20 protein-coding genes, 1 tRNA gene and 1 pseudogene are annotated in these 22,901 nt (G+C 65.5%); 9 read left to right on the forward strand and 13 right to left on the reverse strand.

Annotated features, from left to right (window positions below):
- Positions 1-7 precede the first annotated feature (7 nt).
- The 4 genes from FHG54_RS06780 (at position 8) to FHG54_RS06795 (ending at position 4,100) form a co-directional block, all read left to right on the forward strand.
- A complete protein-coding gene (locus FHG54_RS06780) occupies positions 8-649 on the forward strand; it encodes a thymidine kinase (protein WP_139416602.1) in 642 nt (213 codons plus the stop codon).
- A 117-nt stretch (positions 650-766) separates the two neighbouring features.
- On the forward strand, positions 767-1,648 hold the full coding sequence (locus FHG54_RS06785; RefSeq protein WP_139416603.1) for a universal stress protein: 882 nt from the start codon (positions 767-769) through the stop codon (positions 1,646-1,648).
- Positions 1,645-2,769, forward strand: coding sequence for a heparan-alpha-glucosaminide N-acetyltransferase domain-containing protein (locus FHG54_RS06790; RefSeq protein ID WP_139416604.1), 1,125 nt, complete (start codon positions 1,645-1,647; stop codon positions 2,767-2,769). The genes FHG54_RS06785 and FHG54_RS06790 overlap by 4 nt, the downstream gene beginning before the upstream one ends.
- 23 nt (positions 2,770-2,792) lie before the next feature.
- Positions 2,793-4,100, forward strand: a complete 1,308-nt coding sequence (locus FHG54_RS06795) for a UDP-glucose dehydrogenase family protein (protein WP_139416605.1) — start codon at positions 2,793-2,795, stop codon at positions 4,098-4,100.
- A gap of 41 nt (positions 4,101-4,141) precedes the next feature.
- Here FHG54_RS06795 and FHG54_RS06800 read toward each other — a convergent pair.
- The 5 genes from FHG54_RS06800 to FHG54_RS06820 form a co-directional block, all read right to left on the reverse strand.
- Positions 4,142-4,215 (reverse strand) — tRNA-Pro (locus FHG54_RS06800).
- A gap of 366 nt (positions 4,216-4,581) precedes the next feature.
- The gene (locus FHG54_RS06805; RefSeq protein ID WP_168197133.1) at positions 4,582-5,043 is read right to left on the reverse strand and encodes an SIR2 family protein; all 462 of its coding nucleotides are present in this window, start codon (positions 5,041-5,043) and stop codon (positions 4,582-4,584) included.
- Between the two features lie 269 nt (positions 5,044-5,312).
- Positions 5,313-5,804, reverse strand: a complete 492-nt coding sequence (locus tag FHG54_RS06810; protein ID WP_139416607.1) for a hypothetical protein — start codon at positions 5,802-5,804, stop codon at positions 5,313-5,315.
- A 71-nt stretch (positions 5,805-5,875) separates the two neighbouring features.
- Positions 5,876-8,308 carry a glycoside hydrolase domain-containing protein gene (locus tag FHG54_RS06815; RefSeq protein ID WP_139416608.1) on the reverse strand — a complete coding sequence of 811 codons (2,433 nt, stop codon included), beginning with the start codon at positions 8,306-8,308 and terminating at the stop codon, positions 5,876-5,878.
- A complete protein-coding gene (locus tag FHG54_RS06820) occupies positions 8,305-9,390 on the reverse strand; it encodes a hypothetical protein (RefSeq protein ID WP_139416609.1) in 1,086 nt (361 codons plus the stop codon). The genes FHG54_RS06815 and FHG54_RS06820 overlap by 4 nt, the downstream gene beginning before the upstream one ends.
- 781 nt (positions 9,391-10,171) lie before the next feature.
- On the opposite strand from FHG54_RS06820, the gene FHG54_RS06825 reads away from it, so the two are divergent.
- Complete coding sequence (locus FHG54_RS06825; RefSeq protein ID WP_139416610.1) at positions 10,172-10,765, forward strand: hypothetical protein; 594 nt, start codon at positions 10,172-10,174, stop codon at positions 10,763-10,765.
- A 417-nt stretch (positions 10,766-11,182) separates the two neighbouring features.
- Here the strand turns inward: FHG54_RS06825 and FHG54_RS06830 are convergent, their stop codons facing one another.
- Complete coding sequence (locus FHG54_RS06830) at positions 11,183-11,662, reverse strand: ATP-binding protein (protein ID WP_139416611.1); 480 nt, start codon at positions 11,660-11,662, stop codon at positions 11,183-11,185.
- On the opposite strand from FHG54_RS06830, the gene FHG54_RS06835 reads away from it, so the two are divergent.
- Both FHG54_RS06835 and FHG54_RS06840 read left to right on the forward strand, forming a co-directional pair.
- Positions 11,646-12,859, forward strand: a protein-coding gene (locus tag FHG54_RS06835) for an IS3 family transposase (RefSeq protein ID WP_139416612.1) whose coding sequence is annotated in 2 segments (ribosomal slippage) — positions 11,646-11,940 and positions 11,940-12,859 — 1,215 coding nt in all. Because the reading frame shifts where the segments join, the coding sequence is not laid out codon by codon here. The two genes, FHG54_RS06830 and FHG54_RS06835, sit on opposite strands and share 17 nt — an antisense overlap.
- 36 nt (positions 12,860-12,895) lie before the next feature.
- Positions 12,896-13,228, forward strand: a pseudogene (locus FHG54_RS06840) (transposase); the annotation flags it as partial.
- A gap of 23 nt (positions 13,229-13,251) precedes the next feature.
- On the opposite strand, the gene FHG54_RS06845 reads toward FHG54_RS06840, so the two are convergent.
- The 7 genes from FHG54_RS06845 to FHG54_RS06875 all read right to left on the reverse strand — a co-directional run bounded on the left by FHG54_RS06845 (position 13,252) and on the right by FHG54_RS06875 (position 21,715).
- Positions 13,252-13,491, reverse strand: a complete 240-nt coding sequence (locus tag FHG54_RS06845; RefSeq protein WP_232331630.1) for an ATP-binding protein — start codon at positions 13,489-13,491, stop codon at positions 13,252-13,254.
- Positions 13,488-14,765: a Mu transposase domain-containing protein gene (locus tag FHG54_RS06850; protein WP_233437893.1), complete on the reverse strand. Its 1,278-nt coding sequence runs from the start codon at positions 14,763-14,765 to the stop codon at positions 13,488-13,490. Before FHG54_RS06850 ends, FHG54_RS06845 begins: the two co-directional genes overlap by 4 nt.
- A 611-nt stretch (positions 14,766-15,376) precedes the next feature.
- The gene (locus tag FHG54_RS06855) at positions 15,377-16,000 is read right to left on the reverse strand and encodes a response regulator transcription factor (RefSeq protein WP_139416613.1); all 624 of its coding nucleotides are present in this window, start codon (positions 15,998-16,000) and stop codon (positions 15,377-15,379) included.
- Positions 15,997-17,055, reverse strand: a complete 1,059-nt coding sequence (locus tag FHG54_RS06860; protein ID WP_139416614.1) for a sensor histidine kinase — start codon at positions 17,053-17,055, stop codon at positions 15,997-15,999. Before FHG54_RS06860 ends, FHG54_RS06855 begins: the two co-directional genes overlap by 4 nt.
- A 329-nt stretch (positions 17,056-17,384) precedes the next feature.
- Complete coding sequence (locus FHG54_RS17130; protein WP_139418331.1) at positions 17,385-17,939, reverse strand: peptidoglycan-binding domain-containing protein; 555 nt, start codon at positions 17,937-17,939, stop codon at positions 17,385-17,387.
- A 100-nt stretch (positions 17,940-18,039) separates the two neighbouring features.
- Positions 18,040-19,041 (reverse strand): metallophosphoesterase, encoded by a 1,002-nt coding sequence (locus FHG54_RS06870; RefSeq protein ID WP_139416615.1) that lies wholly within the window; start codon positions 19,039-19,041, stop codon positions 18,040-18,042.
- Positions 19,042-19,054: 13 nt separating this feature from the next.
- Complete coding sequence (locus FHG54_RS06875) at positions 19,055-21,715, reverse strand: transglycosylase domain-containing protein (protein ID WP_139416616.1); 2,661 nt, start codon at positions 21,713-21,715, stop codon at positions 19,055-19,057.
- A 174-nt stretch (positions 21,716-21,889) separates the two neighbouring features.
- Here FHG54_RS06875 and FHG54_RS06880 point away from each other — a divergent pair, with 174 nt between their 5' ends.
- Both FHG54_RS06880 and FHG54_RS06885 read left to right on the forward strand, forming a co-directional pair.
- Positions 21,890-22,117: a Sp36 family protein gene (locus FHG54_RS06880; protein ID WP_056652364.1), complete on the forward strand. Its 228-nt coding sequence runs from the start codon at positions 21,890-21,892 to the stop codon at positions 22,115-22,117.
- Complete coding sequence (locus FHG54_RS06885; protein ID WP_139416617.1) at positions 22,117-22,587, forward strand: RidA family protein; 471 nt, start codon at positions 22,117-22,119, stop codon at positions 22,585-22,587. The genes FHG54_RS06880 and FHG54_RS06885 overlap by 1 nt, the downstream gene beginning before the upstream one ends.
- The last annotated feature ends 314 nt before the right edge of the window (positions 22,588-22,901 follow it).

Below are 22,901 nucleotides of genomic sequence, written 5' to 3' on the forward strand. Positions count from 1 at the left end.
CGAGTAGATGGCGAAGCTGTACTTCCGCTACGGGGCGATGAACTCCGGCAAGTCGACGGCGCTGCTCCAAGCCGCGTTCAACTACGAGGAGCGCGGTCACCGGGTGCTGCTCGCGAAGCCCACGGTCGATACGAAGGGCGACCGAGACATCGTCTCGCGACTCGGCGTCGTGCGCGAGGTCGACTTCACGATCGCACCGGCCACGGATGTGCTCGACCTGTTCCAGTCGCACCGCAATCGGGTGATCGAAGAGCGCGGCCGCGACGTGAGCTGCCTGCTCGTCGACGAAGCCCAGTTCCTGAACTCGGAGCAGGTCGACGATCTCCTCCGCATCGCTCTCATCGATTCGGTGCCGGTGCTCGCGTACGGCATTCGCACCGACTTCCAGACCGTGGCGTTCCCCGGCAGCAGGCGACTGCTCGAGGTCGCCCACAGCCTCGAAGAGCTGAAGACCATCTGCCGTTGCGGGCGCAAGGCCATCTTCAACGCGCGACTCATCGACGGCGTATTCGTCTTCGACGGAAACCAGGTCGCAATCGATGCCTCGACGCAGCTCGGCGAAGACGGTGCTCACGCGGTCTCCTACGAGTCGCTCTGCGGGGTGTGCTACCTCGAAGAGAGCGGCGGCGTGCTCAACGGGCGTCGCTGACCGGGCGATCGAGGAGTTGCCTCGGCACGGAGTTGCCTCGGCACGGCCGGATGGCGCCGCGGGCTGGCGCATTCGCTGCGTGTCACGTGAAGATGGAGTGAGACCCGGAGGTGCGCCATGAACGAGATCACGGTGGACGAGATCGCGGTGGGCGTCAGCACCGGTGGCTCGGCCACCATGCGGGCGGTGCGCTGGGCGGCCGAACGGGCGTCGACGCTCGGCAGTACGCTGCGCCTCGTGCATGTCATCGACGGGGCGCCCGCTGATCGCGAGGGCGCGGAGGCGACTTCAGGGGAGACACCCGGTGCAGCTGACGGGCGGTCGCGGGAGTGCCTCGACGAGGCCGGGGCCGTCGTCGCCGACGTCGACCCCGGCATCGAGACCGTCACGACGCTCGAACGCGGCAATGCCGTCGACGTGTTCGAACGCATCTCTGCCGAAGCCTCGATGCTCGTGGTCGGCAGCGATTGGCACGATGGGCGCCGGGCGAGCCGGCGCCGCGTACTGAGCCTCCGCATCGCGGCGGTGAGCCAGACGGCGGTCGCCGTCATCCCCGACTTGGAGCCGGTCGGCCGGCGAGGCGTCGTCGTGGGCGTCGACGGCTCGCACGCCTCCGACCACGCCCTCGCGTTCGCCGCTGACGAGGCCGAGCGCCTCGGTGAACCGCTCATCGCCGTGCACTCGTGGGATGTCGTCGCCATGGTCGGCGGTGAGTACGGCTACGGAGCGCCCCTCATCGCCACCGACGACCTCGCCCGAGCCGAGGCCGAGATCCTCGAGACGGCACTCGCGCCGGTCGTCGCCGCGCACTCCGGGCTCGAGGTGCAGCGCGTCGTCGTCGCGGGCGACCCGGTGAACGACCTCACCGAGGCCGCGATCGAGGCGCGCCTGCTCGTGGTCGGCAGCCACGGCCGCGGCGCGCTCGCGAGGTTCCTGCTGGGTTCCGTCAGCCAGGGCGTGCTCGCCGACCTCGTGGCGCCGACGGTCGTTCTCAGGTGACCCGCGACGCCACACACCTCGACGAGGCCGCGGCGACGGCACGCACGGCGAGGCGCCTCGACGGTGTGGACGCCGCGCGGGGGCTCGCCCTCATCGGCATGTTCGTTGCGCACGTCGCGCCCGCCGCGACATCCGCCGATCTGGAGTCGCTGATCTCGATCGCCGACGAACGGCCACGCCTGCTGTTCGCGCTCACCGCCGGCATGGCGTTGGCGTTCATCTCGGGCGGCACGCGGCCGATCGTCACCGGACGAGGCCGGCTTCGGCGGCAGATCGCGATCCGCGCGGTCATTCTCATCGCGCTCGGGCTGCTCATCGCGGCCACCCTGCACCCGCTCGTGTTCATCATCCTCGACGTCTACGGCGTCGCGTTCCTGATCCTGCTGCCGTTGCTGTTCATCCCCGCGCGGGCGGCCCTCGGCTTCGGCATCGCCCTGCTCGCGGTGATGCCGGGGCTCGCCGAGTTCGCGAGCACGACCGAACCCGTCATCGCGCTGCAGCAGGGCCCGTACGCGATCGTCGTCGACTGGTTCGTGAGCGGCGCCTACCCGGTGGTGGAGTGGGTGCCCGTCATGCTGGTCGGACTCGGCCTGGCCCGCCTCGGTCTGACCTCGCGGCGAGTCGTGGCGACCGCCGCGCTCTGGGGTGCCGCGGCGGCCGTGGTGCTGCTGCCGATCGTCGCGATGATGCCAGCGCCCGTGCCGATCGGCGGAGTCGCGGTCACCGGGGACGATCGCTTGGTCTCGGCACTCCGCACCTCGCTCGAGGCGGTCGGCAACGTCGGGGTCGGCGTCGTCGTCGTGGCCGGGATGCTGCTGCTCACCTTCTTCGCCCGGCCGACCGTGCGCCGCGTCGCCGGCGCCGTGCTCTCGCCGATCACCGCGATGGGTTCGATGCCGCTCAGCATCTACACGCTGCATCTCGTGGTGCTGGCCGCGTCGATTCGCATCGAAGACGGCTTCTATACCGACGACTCCCTCGAACTCATGCTCGGGCTGATCATCGGCTCGATGGTCTTCGCCTGGCTGTGGCGCCGCTTCCTCGGTCGCGGCCCGCTCGAACGGGTGCTCAGGTGGGCGAGCGGTCGAAGCCGAGCGGATGCCGCGGTGCGGCAGAATTGAACGGTTCGAACGAGAGGATCTCGATGCGTATCTCTGTTATCGGTTGCGGCTATCTCGGCGCCGTGCACGCCGCGGCGATGGCCGAACTCGGCCACGAGGTGGTCGGCATCGACGTCGACGAGCGCAAGATCGCGGCGCTCGCCGGCGGCAAGCCGTTCTTCTTCGAGCCGGGGCTCCCCGAGATCCTCACCTCTGCGACCGCAAGCGGCCGGCTGCGCTTCAGCACCGATATCGCCGAGGCCGCCGAAGCCGAGGTGCATTTTCTCGCTGTGGGCACCCCGCAGTCGGCCGAGACCGGTGCCGCCGACGTCTCATTCGTCGATGCGGCCTTCACCGCGCTGCTGCCGCATCTGGCAGATGGGGCGCTCGTCGTCGGCAAGAGCACGGTGCCGGTCGGCACGGCGGGCCGGCTCGCCGAGCAGCTCGGGGCCGACGCGCCATCGGCTCGCCTCGTCTGGAACCCCGAGTTCCTGCGCGAAGGATTCGCCGTCAGCGACACCCTCTCGCCCGATCGACTCGTGTACGGCGTCGCCGAGGGTGACGACCATGCGGCATCCGTGCTCGATCGTCTCTACCGCGCCGCGATCGAGGCGGGCACACCGCGCATCGTCACCGACTACGCCACCGCAGAGCTCGTGAAGGTCGCCTCGAACGCCTTTCTCGCCACGAAGATCAGCTTCATCAACGCGATGTCCCAGATCGCGGAGGCCACCGGTGCGGATGTCACGGCTCTCGCCGACGCAATGGGGCACGACGACCGCATCGGACGACGGTTCCTGAACGCCGGCGTCGGATTCGGCGGCGGGTGCCTGCCGAAGGACATCCGCGGGTTCATTGCGAGGGCCGACGAGCTCGGCCTCGGCGACACATTCGCCTTCCTCGGCGAGGTCGACGAGATCAACCTGCGGCAACGGCGACGGGTCGTGGATCTCGCCGTGCAGGACCTCGACGGCTCGGCCGACGGCAAGCGCATCGCCGTGCTCGGCGTCACCTTCAAACCCGACTCCGACGATGTGCGCGACTCGCCGGCGCTCGACATCGCCGTGCAACTCCAGGGGCTCGGCGCCGACGTCGTGATCACCGATCCCGAGGGGCTCGACAACGCGCGTGCACGCGTGCCCGCCCTCGCCTCCGTGCCGACGACGCGCGAGGCGCTGCTCGGTGCCGACCTCGTGATCCTCGCCACCGAATGGCGCGAGTACCGCACGCTCGATCCCGAGGCCGCGGGCCGACTCATGGGGGAGCGGCGCATCATCGACGGCCGCAACGTGCTCGACCCCGCTGCCTGGCGCGCTGCCGGCTGGCACTACCGCGGGATCGGCCGGTCGTAGGCGTGAGAAAGCCCCCTCCCGAAGGAGGGGGCTTCACCCGGTCGGGGTGACAGGATTTGAACCTGCGACCTCGTCGTCCCGAACGACGCGCGCTACCAAGCTGCGCCACACCCCGGGTCGGCCCTTGCGGGCCTCAACAAGAATAGCCGATAAATCGGCGGCAGGCTGACCACGACGGATGCCGCGGCATCCGCTCTGCGCAGACCTGCGGCGCAGAGCTACTCCGCGGCCACCGGCGTGAGCAGCTCTATGCTCGGCATATGACGTTGGACACATTTCCCGTGACGTAGCTGAGCGTGCCGTGCGAACTCATCTAGCGTCATGCGCAACTCAGCATGTAGTGGTGCTGATGCGAAGGGACGAGACGTGAAACCAAAGAAGGTCGTGCCGGATCCCCGTCGCCAGACCACCCCGAGACGATCAAGCCATATTCGGCAAGGATCCGGGCGAGTAAGTTCACTGGTTTGCTTCGGATACTCGCTTAGCTCGTCGACGGTGTTGCGTTGATCAAGGGGGCGTAGTCGCCGTGCAGCTTCAGGATCGTGCATGGCACGTGCTGCAGCGGTTCCATGCCCGCGATCGCCGCCTCGCTCGAGATGACCTGCGGACTCACGCCAGTTGCCTCGATCGCGCGCTCGAGAAGGCGGTCGAAGTTTGTCGTCACGATCACACGAACGAGCCCGCGTTTGACGAGTGCGGCGATGGTGTGGTGGGCGGGATTCGGGATCTTCAACCCTGCCTCGCGTTCCTCCTCAGTCGTCTCGAAGAAGCCGGCGAGAAGCGCCCGTCGAGAGGCGGAAGTCGAAGCAAGACTTTCCAGAAGGTTGGAGTATCCGAGGGCATCCCCGTCGCCGTGAGCATCCCACCACGCTTCGGTATCGAAGTCCTCGTCAACAGTGCTACCGCCGGCGACGGCGGCTCGCCGGACGAGCGCTTCCACCACACCCCATCCAGTGGGGATGCTCGCCCCGGCCGACGTTCCGGAACCGATGAGGAGGGCATAGACGCCAAGCTGGGCATAGGGCGGTTGCCATGCTAATCCGTGGGGCGAGGATCACCATGACCTCACCTTACGCGGCGCTCGATGAGCCATTGGGCGAGCGCTGAGCGAATCGAACAACGACGACCAGGCGAGGAGCCGACGCTCCATCCAGGTGTCAATGGTCCACACGCGTGACCGCGGTCCCTCCACGATGTGACTATCGGATGCGATCAGGGGAGCTGCACGATTTCAGGGGATGACAATTGGGCGATGAGGCTGGAGTTCAGCCACCAGAGAGCGGTGAAAATCGCAATAGGCGAGACCAGACGCACCCAGACTGGGATCCCACCGATTCTGGCGAGCACTACCACCAGCAGGCCTGTCAACAACGGAAAGAAGGCGGTCAGTACGGTGCCGAACGCCGACCAGGTGCTCAGCCCGCATGCTGTTCGTATCGCGACACCCTCATCGTCAGCGGCGGTCGCCAGAAACGCCATGGGAGAAAGGAGCAGACCCCCAAGAATCAGAAGCCCGAATGTTGTGTAGTCGACTCCACCGTACTTTGCTGACTTAGGCGAGTTGTGTGCCCAGATCAGGAGCAGCAGCGACATGAGCGCGACGCAGTAGGCCCATGTGGCATCCGCTAGCGCACCCTGCCATTGCACAACACAGCGTGCGGCACGGCCGGTGGGCAAGAGCAAGAGAGCCGATGCGAGCAGCATGCCTGTCGAGCCAAGGCTTCCCGCTAGGTATCTGAAGACTGCTCTTGCCTTCGCGGCGGTAGCTTTCTGGTTCATTGCTGAGCCGCGACAACAACGTCCGCGAATCCATTTGCCAGACCGTCGAGCTCTGTTGCCAGGACTGTCGGCGAAGGTGACAATGTCGGCGCTGGCTCGCCTGGCAGTCTGACATCGACTAGTTTGCTAATCGCCAATTCTGTTGGCCACGGTGAGGTGAACACCGACTTGGCTGCGGCGACGAGGTTCGCTCGAGAACCGAATCTCTCCGCCATGAACTGCTTGGCAAGCCAGCCCGGGTCATCTTCGATGGCGCAGAGCATCTGTCGGGCGATTTCATCAACTGAGCCGCTCCCATTGGAAAGTCGTTTTGCCCAGAGGAAGGCGGCCATGTCGGCAAGCAGGTCACCGCTGCCAAAAGAGTTCGCTCCTGATCCGAGGTTCGCGGCGGTCCAGGCCCGTACGTTCAGCACGCCACCAGAGCTTGCAAGTCGAGCCGCTTCGTAGTCTTCCCAGAAGGTTGCCAAGTCTCCAGCCCATCCGCCGATGTCCGAAACTTGAAAAGTCGCGCCTGGTGCGGGAACGCCCCAGTTCGTGTAGCCGCGCGTCGACGCGGCACAATGCGTTGTGTCGCCGAACTGTGCGTCGACAGGTCGAGGGTACATTTCGCTTCCGGCGCGAGCATCGAACTCTGCGAATGCGAGCTCAAAAGCAGCCCACTCGGGAGCATCCTGCGGGAAGAGATTCGGATATCTCGGCGTATAGAAGTGCGTCCAAATCTCGTCAAGCTCTCCGTTGCCTCCGCCAATCCAGTAGGTCGGCTTCTGAAGCCAGTTCAGCACCATGTCATCACGAATGCCCTGGGTCATGTATGTGTCCGGGCTCACCTGATCTGAGAGGTATGCCAGCCCTGCCACTCGCCAGAAGAACGCTTCGTCAAATCCGGATGCCTGCCCAGACGTGAATCTTCGAGGTGTTCGCCGAAGCTGCGCGCTGGAGAGGGACTGCGCTCGGGTTGACTTGACGACCTTGTCGACCTCGATGGAAGCGTCACCGCTCCCCACCTCGATGGTGAGAATTTGGTCGTACGCCCAGTTGGGCGGGAGCGGGAAGCCGAGATTCCCGCTATAGCCTGTCGACATGTCGCTGACGAACGAGGACTCCGTGAGGCCCTCGGCCGCTAGCTGAGCACAAACGTTTCTGGTGCCGTATACACCGAGCTTGTAGACAACTGTCTTGGACGAGTCGAGAGCGTCGCGCACACCGCGGAAATGCGGAACAACCACTGCGTCGATGTCGTCCTGCGTGGCATCAAAGTCCACGGACAGATAGACCCGGTTGCCGGTTACGATGCCGAGCTGTCGCATCCGGGAGGCGATCCGTTCGCCCTGCTCGTATCCAAGGCTGTATGAGAACTGATCCGCAGTGTCATTCCATTCCTGGTAAATCGGAAACCACGTGCGGCCATTCGCCCAGATGCGGGCTGGTTCATCGTGGGTAATGCGCTTCTCGAAGCCATTGATATACCGCCCGACGACTTGAAAGCCCGCCCCAGTGATCGACCCAACGTTGACGGATGTCAACGGCGTGGCGGTATCACACGCCGTCGCCGGGCGATTGACGTCTCCTGTGCTCACGAGCAACGACGCCCAAGTAGAGAAGTTCGCTGCCCCTGTCGCCGGGAGCTCAACGAACTGTTGGAAGCCGGTCGTTTGCGTTCTGGTAGCTGCGTCGAAGGTACCGGTGAACGGGGCTTGCGTGTAGCCGTTGAAGATGAGAGCTGCTTGATAGAGCCGGATCATCTTTCGTGCGCCATCGGTATCCCCGAGTGAGGCAGTGCCGTGATCGCGAATGCCCTGCTGTGTTCCGGGGCCAAAATTGCCGTTCGCGACTCCGTCAGCCATGCCGATTTCATACTGGAGCGCGTACATGAGCCCCTGCTGAACCTGTCGGGAAAATATCCCGTCACAGGGGATCATCTGGAAATCAGCCCGGTCGAGGTAGTGGCCGTTCATCCACTTCTGCACGGCGCGGGTCTCGCTATTGCCGTTTCCGATGACGATGTAGGCATCCATCGTCAGAAGGCTCTTGAACAGTTTCGGCGGTACCGTCTGACCGGCGCTCAGCCCCGCGTCCAGCCGGACCGAATTGACGCTGGATGCGACATCCTCGTCCCAGAACTCGTAGATCAATCCGCCCCAGTAGCCTTTGCACCAGAGTGCCAACTGGAGAATGCCGACGATGTTTGGATGTGTGGCCGCGGTGGCCGCCCGTACATTACCAACCTGGGACTCGAGCGCTGCGAGAGTTCCCGGTCCAAAGTTGTCGGAGGTGGCAGTGATGCCAAGCTCAAGCTGAAGGGCACGTATAGCCGAGTACATCGTTAGCCAGCCGGTCTCCCCGTTCATGGGTGCGTCCACGTACCCGGCGCGCCCACTGAACGTGTTATTGAGCCAGGTCTGCGCGTTCTCAACCTGGGGATCGCTCATTGTCCCTCCTTGGCGGCGATGTTCTTGGTATCGAGGCGGTTGGGGTCGTCAGAGAGTGTCTCCGCGTTCCCGACACGGCGGCGGGGGGCGTCCTGCGTTCCTTCGGTGAGGATGGTGACTGCCGAACGTTGCGGAGACGGCTCGGCGATCTGCGGATCAGCATTTGGCCAGCTCAACCCGATCACATGAGACGCGCCGACTGGCATGGCCTCGTTGATGGTGAGGACTACTGTGTGCGCGAGACCGGTTGCAGGGGCGCTGACCGTGATGAGTGTCGGATCGAGTTGCTCGGGTCCGCTCGCCAGCGACGTGACAACAGGCATTCCGGCCTGTGCTTGATCGACGGTGATCTCAACCTGCACGCCTGATGGGGTGGGATTCGGGCCGATGCTACGGAGGTTGATCGCAACGGGAACTCGATAGAAAACGTTCTGCTCAGGGTTGGTCAAGGCAGCCCACCCTGCAGAAGGTACCAGCCCCCACGGGGCGACCTGAACGATCGATTCTAGGATCAGGCGTCGTTCCAGTCGTTGGACCACCTTGCCGTCGGCGTCCATCAGGGCGAGCTTCACTATGGGCGCGCTGACCCCGTCGATTCCGTCTTCGGGGTAGAGCATGCGCCCAAGAAGAGGGAGGTAGATCCTGACCTGCTCGCCGCTCAGTGAACGCCTGTCTAAGTTGAAGATCACGGATGCCGTTGAGCCGTCCAGTGAAGTGTCATCGGCCTTCACAGTGGTCAGCCCGTCGGCGTTCTGGACTGACAGGAATCTGCGCTGAGCCAAGACGCGTGGGTCAGATAGAAACTCGGCGCTGACCGTTTGGACGCGTTCGGGGAGAGTCGAGATGGCGATCACGGTCGCCAGTTGCCAGACATGCTTCACCGTGAAGTCTGCGGAGAAAAACTCGATGGTCTGCCGGTTCTCTGACGTGATTGCGTCAGAGAGTGTCGCTGCCTCCACCCGACCGCCAGACTGATCCCACACCACCGTCGCGGCCACTACGCCGGCAGCGCCAACGATGAGTTGGCGCCGGCTGATCGAGAACCCGTTCATCTTCTGTCGGCTTTGTCCGGGCGTCTGCATGCTGTCAACGATGGCCGGGCTCGGCAGGCTGAGCAATCACAAAGACCCGTTCACGGCGAGAATGTGACTTTAGTGACATCCATTTGCCGGGCCCGCTTCGCAGGTGGCCGCCGTCTCGGCGGAGGTTCGCGCCGGTGCCTCATGCGCCTGTCTGTGCCGCCGGCACTCGCTTCGATGGCGATGCGCCATGTCGCGGTGCTCGAGACCCTTGCGGACGCATCCGAAAAGGCTGGCCCACTGCGTCGACGTCGCTGTGGTGTACGCCTCCAACGCCCTCGTCCGCCTCATCGAACTCAATAGTGCGGAGGTCTGAATTCCGAATGGGCATGCGGTGCTCGCGCCACCCACGTTGCGTCCTCTTTCCGTCCTGGATTGGTTCGAAGACGCGTGGGAGACCGGCCCGCTCTCGGATGTGCTCGACGAGAGGCAGCGTGAACCTCAGAGGCTGTGGCTGTGCCCATGAGTTTCGATAGCCTTTTGCTGAGTTCCGAGAACGCTCCGCTGAACACTGACCGGCAAAGTTGTTGAGCCGTGCGGCACTCGGCGTCGCTCTCACGCATCTTTGTAGTTGCTGTCTCCGAGGAGCTGATAAGCACAGAGCTGTGCAGGTCAGTTTCGGATCGTCCACGCGGGCACTTGATATGTGACTTTTGGCCAGTTGCCCTTCCTCGCTCGCCAGGCGATAGTTGGGCGAACTCACGCGACAGGGACTCCTGTCGCTTCCTGAATGGCATGAAGCACAATGCGGTTCAGGCGAGCACGATGGAGAAAAGAGGGGACGATGATCACCAGGAAACTGATTGCGGCTATCGCAGCCGGGGCGGCCTTGATTGTGGGCGGCGTGAGCATCAGCGCGGCCTATGCTGCCAGTGAGAATTCAACCGATGGCGCGTCCCGTGTCGAAAGGACGGTGCCAGCCGCTGCGGTGCAACCCCCCGTCGCCCCGGCGGCGACTGAGACCGATGCTCTCGCTGCTACTCCGGCGCCGGCTGCGGCCCTGCCGCCGAACGGAAGCTCCGGGGTCGTTGATGGCATTCCGTTCTACGACGCAAATAGCGACCCGACCCTGATTCAGTACCCAGCTGACTGGGCTGAAGATGAGCTCGTAAACGCCCGCGTCTGGGTCGAGATGATGACCATCACCGCCAAGTGCATGGCAACGCAAGGTTACCCGTTCCAGTACACCCTGTGGTGGGACATCCCGCAGGACGTGGATCCCGCTGTAGCGGCTCGCCTCCGCGAGTCGCCAGCGAAGTACGGGACGCCTGCATTCGGGGCCCTCTTCGGGGATCCTGATTCTCCGGAAGCGGGCGCGGGGTGCCATGCCGAGGCACGAAATCAGCTGGGAGACAACCCGGCCGTGCTGGCCAACTGAACGCTCAAACGGAACCCTTTGGCAACAGTGCCGAGGCGTTGCCAATCCGACTATTTCCACAACAACAAGGAGGACACGTGCTGAGCAGGCGTCAATTGATCTTCACTGCAGCCGTCGGCGCCGTAGGCGCGTCGGTACTCACTCAGGGGACAACGCTGTCGAGTGCGCAGGCGGCTGTGACTGATATCGAGGACCGTTGGGGTGTGACCTTGCGGGGCGCAGCGACGGATCCGTCCCAAATCGCCGTACCAAGATCATTCGATGCAGCCGAAGCTGCGAACTGTCAATGGCCAATAGTTTCTGCCCGTAGGTGGCCAGCAGAGATGCCCGCTGGTGGCCACGGAATCTGCCCGGTCATGGCCAACAGATCTGCCCACCAGGGGGTTGGTGGCGTTGGCCGTGCGCGGTCGGGGGTGCTCAGCTCATCGCGGTGACTCCTCTGCCGGCGAGGGCTTCGGTGAGCCGGATGGAGTCGCCCGAGGTTTGGCAGACGTGGGCGTGGTGCAACAGCCGGTCGACGGTCGCGGTGGCGAGGGTCTTGGGCATGAGCTCGTCGAAGCCGGCGGGGTGCAGGTTCGAGGACACCGCGATCGAGCGTTTCTCGTACGCGGCGTCGACGAGGCGGTACAGGCCCTCGGCCGCGTCGGCTCCGACCGGGAGCAGCCCGATGTCATCGATCACGATCAAATCAGCGCGGAGGATCCGCGCGACGACCTTCGTGACGGAGTCGTCGGATCGGTGCGCCCGCATCAGCGCGCCGAGGTCCTCGAGTCGGAACCACGCGACCCGCATCCCGGCCTCGACGACCTGCTGGCGGGACTGCTGAAGGTTTGGTTGACTCCTGACCCGCATCTGTTGGGGTGCGGGAGGATGGAGCATCATGCCCAAGAAGTACACGGATGAATTCAAGCGCGATGTCGTCGCGGTGGTTCGGCAGGGAGGGGCGACGCAGCGGCAGATCGCGGCGGACTTCGGGATCTCGAAGACCGCACTGTCGACCTGGATCCAGAAGGTCGAGCTCGAGGAGCGGGGGCTGATCGATCGTGCACCCGATGGGAGTCTGCCGGCCGGTGATGACGGGGTCGCGTTGCGGGAAGCGTTGAAGCGGATTCGGCTGCTCGAGCAGGAGGCCGAGGTCATGCGCCGCGCGGTCGCGTATCTGTCCCAGGCGGCACTCCCAAAATGATGTACCCGCTGGTCCGTGACCTTGCCGATACGACCGCGCCCGTCCGGGTGCCGGTCGCGGTGACCTGCCGGGTGCTCGGCTTTTCGAAGCAGGGCTATTACGCATGGGTGGCCAACCCGGTCTCTGACCGGGACTGGGGCGAAGCGCATCTGATCAACGCCGCGTACGACGTCCATCACGACGATCCGGCGTTCGGGTATCGACTGATCAGCGACGAACTCGCCGAGCAGGGGTTCGTGCTCAGTGAGCGGCGGGTGTGGCGGCTCTGCTCGCAGCAGGGCTTGTGGAGCGTGTTCGCGAAGAGGAAGAGCAAACGGCCTCGCCCCGGGCCTCCCGTGCACGACGATCTCTGCGCCGTGACCGATGAGCACGGGCGGATTCGGCACGAGTTCACCGCTGACGGCCCGAACGAGTTGTGGTTGACCGACATCACCGAGCACAAGACCGCCGAGGGCAAGCTGTATCTCTGCGCGATCAAGGACGTGTACTCGAACCGGATCGTGGGCTACTCGATCGACTCGCGGATGAAGGCGCGTCTGGCCGTCGACGCTCTCACCATGGCTGTCACACACCGAGGGAACCCGCGGGGCGTGATCGTGCACTCCGATAGGGGGTCGCAATTCCGTGCCAGGAAATACGTTCGCGCGCTGCGCCAGCACAAGCTGCACGGATCAATGGGCCGTGTCGGGGCGTGTGGCGATAACGCGGCGATGGAATCGTTTTTCGCCTTGCTGCAGAAGAACGTCCTCGATCGGCAGAAGTGGACCACCCGGGAAGAGCTCAGACGAGCGATGATCACCTGGATCGAACGGACCTATCACCGGCGGCGACGCCAACGCGGACTCGGCAAGCTCACGCCCATCGAGTTCGAGACCATAATGAGAACCGACGTCGCTCTCGCGGCATAAGGACACGAGTCAACTCAACCTTCAGCAGTCCCGACCGAGAAGTGGGGCACACGGTACGGGGCGATCGTGGGGCTCTGGGAATCGGCGTGGGAGGAGTTCATCCCGTTCCTGGACTACGACGTCGAGATCCGCAAGATCATCAGCTCGACCAACGCGATCGAGTCGCTCAACGCCCGCTACCGGCGGGCGGTGCGGGCCCGCGGTCACTTCCCGACCGAGCAGGCGGCGTTGAAGTGCCTGTATCTTGTCACCCGTAGCCTCGACCCGACCGGGCGAGGCCGCACCCGATGGACGATGCGGTGGAAGCCCGCGCTGAACGCGTTCGCCATCACCTTCGCGGACCGCTGGCCGGCCGCGGAAACTTACTAATCAAAGAACGCCGGAAACACCGTTCATGAGATAGTCCCATTCCGGCTCGCGAACCGGAACCGGCCCGCCAATCGCCTGGCGTCGGTCGCGGTGACCTCGATCTGGAGGAGCCGTTCGAGCGTGTGGGTGGGGGTCCATCCCTCGGCCTGTGCTTGGTCGAGCACTCTGGGGAGGGCGTCGGCGGCGTCAGCAAGTTTCAGGTCGACGAGATGGTTCCGCAGCTGCTGGTAGACACTCGCGGCGGTGGTCGTAGTGGTGGTCATCGGAGGGTGTTCCTGTTCTTCGCGGCCTGCTCGTAGGCGGCCAGGCTGATCACGGTCGAGGAGGGCGGGGCAGCGCCGGTCAGGACCTGCGCAGCCCGAAGCGCGGCGGGCCCGGGCGGGATGCGTTCCTTGCGCCGGTGTGGGCGTCCCGGCGGTGCCGAGGCCATTGCGATCGCTTCCAGCGCGGTGACGTGTCCGCTGTCACGGATCGTGACTCCGAGGCCGGACTCGGCGAGGCGGTGCCGGGCGACGACCGTGCCCGCGGCGGTGGCGATGTCGATCGTGTTGGCGCCGAGGCGCTGGTGCACGGTAACTCTCGTGGCGGCCAGCTCGGGCGGGACGGAGTACCGGTTCCCGCGCCAGTCGATCAAGGCCTGCCGAGTCGCGGAGCGCTCCTCGGTCACCACGACGGGGAACACGAGCGGCGGCAACGGGCGGAGCCGCTCTGCTGCGAACATCGCCGCCGCGGTCGTCTTGCCTGTCTCGGTCTGCCGGGGCCGCTCGTCCTGCCGTTTCGCGAACGCTTCGACGCTGGCTTGCGCCTGCTCGAGGGTGAGCTCGTCGGGAAGGTTCCGCCACCAGCGTTGCGCGGCGGTGTGGTTGTTCTTCTCGACCACGCCCTTCCGGTTCCCGCTGCGGGGTCGGCAGACGATGGGCTGGACGGCGTGGTGCTTCGCGAACGCCGCGAACATCGGTGTCAGATCCCCGGTCACGGGGTCCAGCACGGTCCGCATCCGGTCGAACCGCCAGACCCTGGTCAGCCCGCCCAGCAGCGCGAGCAGGGTCGTCATCGCGGCCAGCAGGTGCGGGATATCCATCGACGGCGAGATCACCGCCCGCCAGGCTCCGGAGTGCGCGAGCGAGCCGACCAGCAGGAACGCCCGCTTGCGCGGGAACCGCCACCCGGCGGGTGGGTCGGGTAGCTCGAGCCAGTCGAACTGGGTCTCCTCCCCGGGCGGGTGCTCGATGATCGCGTTCGGACGTTTCGTGACATGCGCGCAGGCCGTGCACGCCGGGCGCAACCCTCGGACCCGGATCTGCCGCGTCAACGTCGGATACGACCCGGTGAACCCCAGCGGCACGAGCTCGTCGAACAGCGTCGCCGCCCACAGGTGCGGATCCTCGGCCAGCCGGGCGGTGACATAGTCGACGAACTCATCGAACGCGTCCGGGGCGGCGCGTTCACGCACCCCAGGGCTGCGGTCACCGTACAGGTAAGCGCGGATGGTCTTGCGGTCATGGTTGGTGCGGCGGGCGATCTCGCTGATCGTCATCCCTGCCGTTTCAGAGCGTGGATATCCACGCTGCTCCTCTCTGAGAGCATGAGAAACAGGGCCTCCCTCGAAGGCTGGTGTGTGGTCAGAGACCACCAGCATCGAGGGAGGCCCGCCTCATGCGGCGGAGCGACCCACGGTGGGGAATTTCGATGAGCAGAAGTGGGGACTTTCAGTGAGCGCCGTCATCGGCTCGGCCGGCGCAGACGCGAGCCCAGTGTCCGTGACGCAGCAAGGACCGACCGCACGCGTCGATGTCGCCGAGCCGACTGAGATGGATGATGTCGTGGCTCAGGTGCGGGAGCTCCCCGGATTCGGAACCGGCCCCATGAACGCCGTCACGATCCGGTCGCAGGCATCGCCCGAGGCTCCGGTCACTCGGAAGACGATCGTGGGGGATCAGGTGGTGTTTCCGATCGAACCGGACTGCACGGGCAGCACTACGTAGCCGTTGACGAAGCCCTTGCGCCGGGCTCCCGCTGGTGCTCGACCCTGAGGCGGCCGAGGCGCAAGGTCACCAATGATCGCGTCGCAGTCACGAACCTCTCGCATGCCCCTACGCGACCATCACGGCAGGTGCCGCTGGCGGACAAGTGCCAACCGATCTCGACTCAAGGACGGGCGTCTGCGAACTCCCCGAGGGTCCGGGCCCGTCGCACGGCATCCGTGCGCGAAGCAGCGCCGAGCTTGGCGAAGATGTGGGTATTGTGGCGCTTCACGGTGCCGACCGAGATCGAGAGCTGCTGACTGATCGCCTGGTTGGGCAGGCCATCGCCGATCAGCTTCAGCACCTCGCGCTCCCGGTGCGAGAGCACCGACTCGGAGGAAGCGCGGCGGGTCTCTGCTCGCGCGCTGACCGCGGGTGCAGTCTGGCGCACGGCGGCGATGAGCTCAGAGGAAGTGGCGGATTTCGAGATGAAGGCGCTCGCGCCGGCCGCCAGCAGGTGACTCGCGAGCACGCGGTCCCGGTGCATGGTGACGATGACGATCCGGGTATCCGGTGCCTCCGCGAGTACACGGGTAATCGTCGAGAGCACGGGAACGCCGGGCATCTCCACGTCGAGCATCAGCACGTCGGGGCGCTCTGCGAGCGTGGTGGCGAGGGCGCCGGCGCCGTCGGATGCCTCGCCCACGACCTCGATGCCAGCCCCGGTAGTAAGCACGGCGCGCATGCCGTCGCGGAACAGGTCGTGGTCGTCAGCGATGACGACCCGGATCACAACTTTGCTGTTCATGCGTGACGGGGCGCGACGAAGGGAAGCGCGAGTCGGAGCCCGGTTGCGCGAGGCGCATTCAGGAACTCGACCGCCGCGCCGATGAGCGCGGCGCGCTCGGCGATGCCGCGGAGGCCGAGTGAAGACGCCTGCAGCCTGCCATCGTCGTAACCGTCGCCATCGTCGGTGACGGTGATCGCGACCCTCGTCGGAGTCCACTCGAGTCGGACTGCGATGGCGGTGGCGTTCACTGCGTGGGTGCGCGCGTTGCGGGTCGCTTCCATGACGATCGTGAAGAGCTCCTCCTTCGCCAGCGCCGTGAGGGGTCGTGCGTCTCCGGTCTCGACGGCGTGCACGGGAAGAACCCCGCCACCGCCGGTCGCGTAGGCGTACTCGTCGATCGCCTCGAGCAGCGAGCGATTACCGACGAGCGAGCGGAGGTCGAGCGCGAGATCCTGGGTGTCTGCGAGGGCGACGCGAAGAATGCGCATCGCTGCAGTGACGGACTCGTCCGGTCTCGTCGCGTTCGCGACCTCGAGGCGTTGAAGGCCCGCGGCGATGCCGTGGGCGATCCGGTCGTGCAGCTCGCGGGAGATCCGCTGGCGACTGTCGTATTGCGACTGCTGCAGCCGCGCGCGGAGGACTTCGACGTACGCGATCGCGCCGGGCGGGAAGCGGCGCCAGATCGCGTGGTGGAGCGCGCCAGCGACGTCGACCTCGCGGCCGGGGTATCCGTCTGTCGCAACGCGGGAGGCGATCATCGGCAGGGCGATCGAGAAGAGCAGTTCGGCCGCCATGAGCGGCTCGGCCGGATCCATCTCCATTGCCGCAGAGCGCTGACCGTGCGAGTTGAGGTCAGGGAGGTCACCGTACTCGACGGAGACCGCGGGCAGGTCCACAGCTCCTTCGATCGCGGCGAGCGTCTCGGCGACGATCGCGCGCACGTGGAACTCGAGGCCGCCGTCGACGGACACGTTGTTCGCCAAAATGCTCCCGCGAGCCAAGAGCTTCACGCGCAGCTCCTCGAGGATCTCGTCGGGAACGGTACGTACGTCTTCTGGTGTCGTGTCGATCACTCGTGCCTCCTCAGCAACGCGCTCAACGCTATCCGGAGGCTCTGACGCGAACAACGAACAGACCGGTCACGGGCTGGAAATGCGACGAAGGGCGTATCCGGAGGTGGGGCGTGTATGCCGAGAAGCGTCTACGACTGGTGGATGTGGTGTCGGCCGATCTGAGCCTAGATGTCCCGCTTGTGGAGCGTCTCGCCACCGAAGTTCAACTTCGGCGCGAGCGCTTTCGTCGCAGCCGAGATCGAGTGGTTAGTCACCGAGCCGCTCGGTGGTCATCCGAGCCGCGCGATCGCGAACTTAGGGAGGGAGCCTAATGGCTGTAAGGAGGGAGCCTACTGGTTGTAAAAGGTCGCGTGGAGTGACCGAGTCAGTCCCCACCAGCTGTTGGGGCCCATAACGCCGTCAACTGGGCCCGAGTAGAATCCGGTCTGTCGTGCATATTCTTGAATAGCTCGGTATGTGTTCGTACCCGGGATCCCGTCGACTGGCCCACCATAGCCGTAGATTCTAAGCCAGGACTGGAAGCCCTTCCAGCTGTTTACCCCCATGGCCCCGTCGACCGGCCCTGTATACCTGAAGTCATTTGCGTATGCCAGTGCGGGACCGCCTTGGACGCGACATTGTGTGAGCGTCGAGAGGTAAGTGTCGAAGATGTCGTCGCTATGAACATTGAGCAAACAGTAGTCCGTCCAAGTGTTGGCCTGAGCTGGCACTGCGCCTCCTAGAGCAATGGCAACCCCCAGAACGGCTGTTGCGGCTGTTGAGATGAACACCTTGCGACGCCTCATTTGTATTCTCCTTGCTTGAATTCTGTACAGCGACGGTTGGTCGTTGCTGGAAATGGAAACTTCGTGCGTCGTTATTCTTTCGCGCTCAGCCAGCACCATCAATGTGCCGAAGGGCACATTCTTTCTTCGGCCGCCGCCGCGGAACCGTCGGGATTGCCTCCGTCTGGTGTAGGCTCTGCGCAACCACCGTGTGCTCCGACTAAACCGCCGCGCTCGGAACCAGCGTGAGCAGCGAGGCCTCGGGAGGGCAGGCGAAGCGCACCGGAGCGTAGATCGACGTGCCGAGGCCCGCCGACACGTTGAGGAACGCCGACCGCAGCCCGTGCTGCCAAGTACTGAGCCCCTTTACCTGCTGGCGCGGAATGTCGCAGTTGGTGACGAGGGCGCCGAAACCCGGCACGCAGACCTGGCCACCGTGGGTGTGCCCGGCGAGTATGAGCTGTGCGCCGTGGTTCACGAACGAGTTGAGCACGCGCAGGTACGGCGCGTGCGTGACGCCCACGGTCACGGTCGGACGAAGGGCGGCCGGGCCCTGCGTCTGTCGAGGGGATGCCTCGTCGGGCCATGTCTCATCGCCGAGCGGATCGTCGGCGCGAAGCTCGTCGATCGCCGCGGTGATGAGGTCGAGCCGGTCGTAGCCCTTGTGCGGATCGTCGACGCCGAAGAATTCGAAGTGCGTGCCGTTGAGGTCGAGGGCCGCCGCGGTGTTGTCGAGATCGCGCCATCCGAGCTCGGCGAAGAAGTTGTGCAGTTCGCCGATGTCGAGCCGCTTCGCGCGAAGACCGAGGCGCGACGGGCCAGTGAAGTAGGCGAGCGGGTTCTTGAGCACCGGTCCGAAGTAGTCGTTCGAACCGTTGACGAAGACGCCGGGAACGTCGCGGAACGGCTCGAGGGCCCGCCGGACCCCCTCGATGCCGCGTTCGTGCCCGAGGTTGTCGCCGGTGTCGACGACGAGGTCGGGCCGCAGATCGGCGAGGCTCCGCACCCAGTCCTGCTTGTCGCGCTGCCACGGCGCCATGTGCAGGTCGGAGAGGTGCAGCACGCGGATCGGCTCGGCACCGGGCGGGAGCACCGGCACATCCGCTCGCCTGAGTGTCCATCTCGTGCGCTCGACGAGCGAACCGTACGCGAATGCGGCAGCGCCCGCCGCGGCGATCGCGAGTGCGACCGTCGCGACGGGCGAGGTGCGAGTCGTGGCCACGAAGTCTGCGTGACTAGTCGTCGCCGGGGGCGTCGCCGCCTCCGCCGAGCCTGCCGATGGAGATCGTGACCTGATCGCCGGGTTTCGCGGATGCGCCGGCGGCCGGGTTCTGCGAGAGCACCACGCCCACCTTCGTCGGGTCCGTCGTGCCCTCGTTCTGGCGCTGCACCCTGAAGCCCGCCTGCTTGAGCGCGGCATCCGCCTGGCCGTCGGTCATGCCGACGACGTTCGGCACCCCGGTCATCGAGCCGTTGCTCGTGAAGATGCGAACGGTCGAGCCCTTACCGGCCTGCCCCGTCGGATCGGTGCCCGTGACGGTGCCCGCCGGCTGGTTCGAGTCCTGCTGGCCGCCGTCTTCCGCGACGAAGCCCGCGGTCTCGAGCGCCTGCTTGGCGGCGTCGAACGAGAGGCCGGTCACCTGCGGAATGTCGGCGAGCACCTGCTTGAACGCGGACTGGTCGGGATCGGTGAAGTCGGCCCCCCCGTACCGGGTGTCAGCGAGTTCCATGATCGACCGCCAGATGCGGTGGCGCGCCCTCGAGGCTTCTCCGCTGTCGAAGTCGACGCGTCGAAGGTTCTGGCGGTTCTCGCCACCGGTGACGTTGCCGACCCAGACTGCGGTCGACGCGGTTTTGCTCGCGCCGATCATCCAGGTGTCGAAGGCGTCGTCGGTCGTACCCGTCTTGCCGATGTGCTCGATGCCGGTGCCGGTTCTCGACTCGCCGGCGGTGCCGCCGTTGAAGGTCTGCTTCATCGCATACTGCATCGCAAGCGCGACCTCTGGCGTGACGGCGGCGGTGCACGTCGACTTGGGCGCTTCGACGGGCGTGCCGTCGCTCTCCGTGATCGACTCGATCGCGATCGGCGTGCACGTCACACCGTCATTGGCGATGCCGGCGAAGGCCACGGCCATGCTGAGCGGGGACACCTCTTCGGTGCCGAGCACCGCGGCAGGCTGGAACTCCGCGTCGGGATTGATGGCCTGGCTGCCGTCGGGGTTCAGCACCGGGGTGCCGTCTTCATTCCACGCCCACCGCTGCCCGAGTTCGAGACCGTCGGCCCGCTTGACGCCGAACGCCTCTGCCGTCTTCTTGATGCCGCAGAGTTCGACCTGCTGTGCCATCGCCATGAACGACGAGTTCACGGAGTACTTCGTCGCGTCGACGGCGTTGTTCGCCGTGCGCGAGTCGTCGTTCTTCGGGTTGTAGCCGGGCGTGCTGATGGTGCCGCCGCTGCACGCGCCGGGGAACGAGGCGAACGTTCGTCGTGAGCCGTTGAACGACTCGAGGAGGGAGTGTCCTTCTTTCAGCCACTGGCCGAGTGTGAACACCTTGAACGTCGAGCCGGGCTGGAAGCCGCTGGATCCGCCGTAGTCGAAGTCGGTGCTGTAGTTGATCGCGGAGGTCGTGGGATCGGTCGCGAGGATCTCGTCGGCCTGTGAATACGTCTTGTTCTGCGCCATCGCCAGCACCTTGCCGGTGCCGGGCTGCACCGTGACGGCCGCGGACCCGACATCGAATCGCGGATCGGTGAAGGGCACATTCTCGGCGACGGCCTCGATTGCGCGCTGCTGCAGCTCGGGGTCGAGCGTCGTGTACACCTGCAACCCGCCCTCTTCGAGCTTGCGCCGGCCCTCGTTGATATCGGTGGTGGCCGGGTCGTCGTAGGAGTGCAGGATCACGTTCTTCACGTAGTCGCAGAAGTACGCGCTGCCGGCAGCAGTCTGACAGCCCGTGCTCGGCTCCGTGATGACCGGCGTCACCGGGGAGACGACGGCCGCGTCGTGCTCTTCCTGCGTGATCTTGCCGTACTTCAGCATCTCGTCGAGGATGTAGTCGCGGCGCTGCTTGTTGGCCGCGTACGGCACCGGTTCGCCGGCCTCATTGACGGTGGCCGCGCCGTTCTCGGGGTCGTCGGGCTGATCGAGGCGGAACTTCTCGGGGTGGTTGACGATCGCGATGAGGCTCGCGGCCTCGGGGAGCGAGACGTCGGCCGCCGACTTGCCGAAGTAGTACTGCGACGCAGACTCGATGCCGTACACCCGCCCGCCGAATGCGGCGATGTTGAGGTAGCCCTTGAGGATCTCGTCCTTCTGGTACTTCTTCTCGAGGGCGATGGCGTACTTCATCTCCTTGAGCTTGCGGGAGATGCCGGCATTGCCGTCGGATTCGGTCGCGGCAGCGTACGCTGCGTCGCGCTCCTCTTCGGTCTTCGCATCACGGATGCCGTTGTTGATGAGCACGTTCTTCACGTACTGCTGCGTGATGGAGGAGCCGCCCTGCGTCTCGCCGCCGATCACGAACTCGTTCATCACCGCGCGAGTGGTGCCCTGGATGTCGATGCCCGCATGCTCGTAGAACCGCGGGTCTTCGCCTGCGATCGCGGCATCCTTGACATAGAGGCTGATCGCCTCGAACGGAACGACCTCGCGGTTCTCGCTGAAGAACGACGCCATGAGTCCCTGCGTGCCGTCGGGCTGCACGGCGTAGATGTCGGTCTTCGCCGAGAGCTCTTTGATGTCGAGGTAGCCCGGAAGGTTCTCGAAGAGCGAGATGCCGTTGTTGGCGGCCATGCCGGTGACAGCGAGTGCCGGAGTCACGGCGGCGGTGACGAGCACACCGGCAAGAGCGCTCATGCCGACGATGCCGAGGATTCCGGCACCGACGTCGCTCATCGTTCGTTTTTGGGCAGACATATAGTGGAGCGTAACGGAGAAGACTGACAAAATCCGCCATGCATGCTGAGCGCGCCATCATGGTGGAGGCTCGCCGATGCACGCGAAACCTGCATTCCGTTCGACACCACAGTGAGTGAGCGATCGACGCTCACGGCCGAGAGACGAGGAACCATGACGACCTGGGAGTACATCACCACTCCGCTGATGATCCACAACACGGCGGCGATCCTGAACAACTGGGGTTCCGAGGGATGGGAGCTCGTGCAGATCGTGCAGGGGCCCGAGGGCGGCCTCGTCGCCTACCTGAAGCGCCCCACTGGCGGCGAATCGTCTGCTGCGGCATCCGCCGGCGCGGCCGCGGCCGCACAAGCCGCCAAGCAGTTCGAGGGCCAAGCCTGATGGCCGCCGCCGAAGCACGCCTCGCCGAGCTCGGCATCGAGCTGCCCGAGGTCGCCACTCCCGTCGCCGCATACGTGCCGGCCGTCGTCACCGGCGCCTACGTCTACACCTCGGGGCAGTTGCCGTTCACGGCGGGTGCGCTGCCCGCGACCGGCAAGGTCGGCGACGGTCATGGCCTCGTTCCCGCCGCCGACGCGAAGACCTACGCCCGCGCGGCCGTGCTGAACGCCCTCGCGGCGGTTCGTGCCGAGCTCGGCTCGCTCGACCGCGTCACCCGCATCGTGAAACTCGTCGGCTTCGTGGCATCCGACCCCTCGTTCTCGGGTCAGCCCGGCGTCATCAACGGGGCATCCGAGCTGCTTGGCGAGATCTTCGGCGACGCGGGTCGTCACGCCCGCTCGGCGGTGGGCGTCGCGGTGCTGCCGCTCGACTCGCCGGTCGAGCTCGAGCTCGTGGTCGAGTTCGCGTAGTTCTCGCGCTCCTGCGCCGCTGCGCCGCGCGCGCCGCTGCTCGCGTTCCCGCTCCTGCCGCTCGCCGCTGCCGCGCGCCGCTCCTGCTGCCGCGCGCCGCTGCCGCGCGCCGCTCCTGCTGCCGCTCGCCGCTCCTGCCGCTCGCAATGTAGGACGAAGGGCGATGTGTAGGTCGACTTGTTCGATGATCGTCCTACACATCGCCCTTCGTCCTACATTGCTGACGTGTCGATGACTCCTCCACAGATGGTCGTGTGCAGACATCGTCCACAGATGCAGCGTGCGACGGCGCGCAACGGCTCGAGCAGCGGATG

The organism is Agromyces laixinhei, from assembly GCF_006337065.1.
Classification (GTDB): domain Bacteria; phylum Actinomycetota; class Actinomycetes; order Actinomycetales; family Microbacteriaceae; genus Agromyces; species Agromyces laixinhei.

What these genes read in the sequence shown, in the direction of transcription:
- FHG54_RS06795 (WP_139416605.1), top strand. Translation starts at nt 2,793, where the DNA reads ATGCGTATCTCTGTTATCGGTTGCGGCTATCTCGGCGCCGTGCACGCC.
- FHG54_RS17130 (WP_139418331.1), bottom strand. Translation starts at nt 17,939, where the DNA reads ATGGTGCTGGCTGAGCGCGAAAGAATAACGACGCACGAAGTTTCCATT.
- FHG54_RS06785 (WP_139416603.1), top strand. Translation starts at nt 767, where the DNA reads ATGAACGAGATCACGGTGGACGAGATCGCGGTGGGCGTCAGCACCGGT.
- FHG54_RS06825 (WP_139416610.1), top strand. Translation starts at nt 10,172, where the DNA reads ATGATCACCAGGAAACTGATTGCGGCTATCGCAGCCGGGGCGGCCTTG.
- FHG54_RS06875 (WP_139416616.1), bottom strand. Translation starts at nt 21,715, where the DNA reads ATGAGCGACGTCGGTGCCGGAATCCTCGGCATCGTCGGCATGAGCGCT.
- FHG54_RS06780 (WP_139416602.1), top strand. Translation starts at nt 8, where the DNA reads ATGGCGAAGCTGTACTTCCGCTACGGGGCGATGAACTCCGGCAAGTCG.
- FHG54_RS06820 (WP_139416609.1), bottom strand. Translation starts at nt 9,390, where the DNA reads ATGCAGACGCCCGGACAAAGCCGACAGAAGATGAACGGGTTCTCGATC.
- FHG54_RS06815 (WP_139416608.1), bottom strand. Translation starts at nt 8,308, where the DNA reads ATGAGCGATCCCCAGGTTGAGAACGCGCAGACCTGGCTCAATAACACG.
- FHG54_RS06845 (WP_232331630.1), bottom strand. Translation starts at nt 13,491, where the DNA reads ATGACCACCACTACGACCACCGCCGCGAGTGTCTACCAGCAGCTGCGG.
- FHG54_RS06855 (WP_139416613.1), bottom strand. Translation starts at nt 16,000, where the DNA reads ATGAACAGCAAAGTTGTGATCCGGGTCGTCATCGCTGACGACCACGAC.
- FHG54_RS06810 (WP_139416607.1), bottom strand. Translation starts at nt 5,804, where the DNA reads ATGCTGCTCGCATCGGCTCTCTTGCTCTTGCCCACCGGCCGTGCCGCA.
- FHG54_RS06880 (WP_056652364.1), top strand. Translation starts at nt 21,890, where the DNA reads ATGACGACCTGGGAGTACATCACCACTCCGCTGATGATCCACAACACG.
- FHG54_RS06885 (WP_139416617.1), top strand. Translation starts at nt 22,117, where the DNA reads ATGGCCGCCGCCGAAGCACGCCTCGCCGAGCTCGGCATCGAGCTGCCC.
- FHG54_RS06850 (WP_233437893.1), bottom strand. Translation starts at nt 14,765, where the DNA reads ATGACGATCAGCGAGATCGCCCGCCGCACCAACCATGACCGCAAGACC.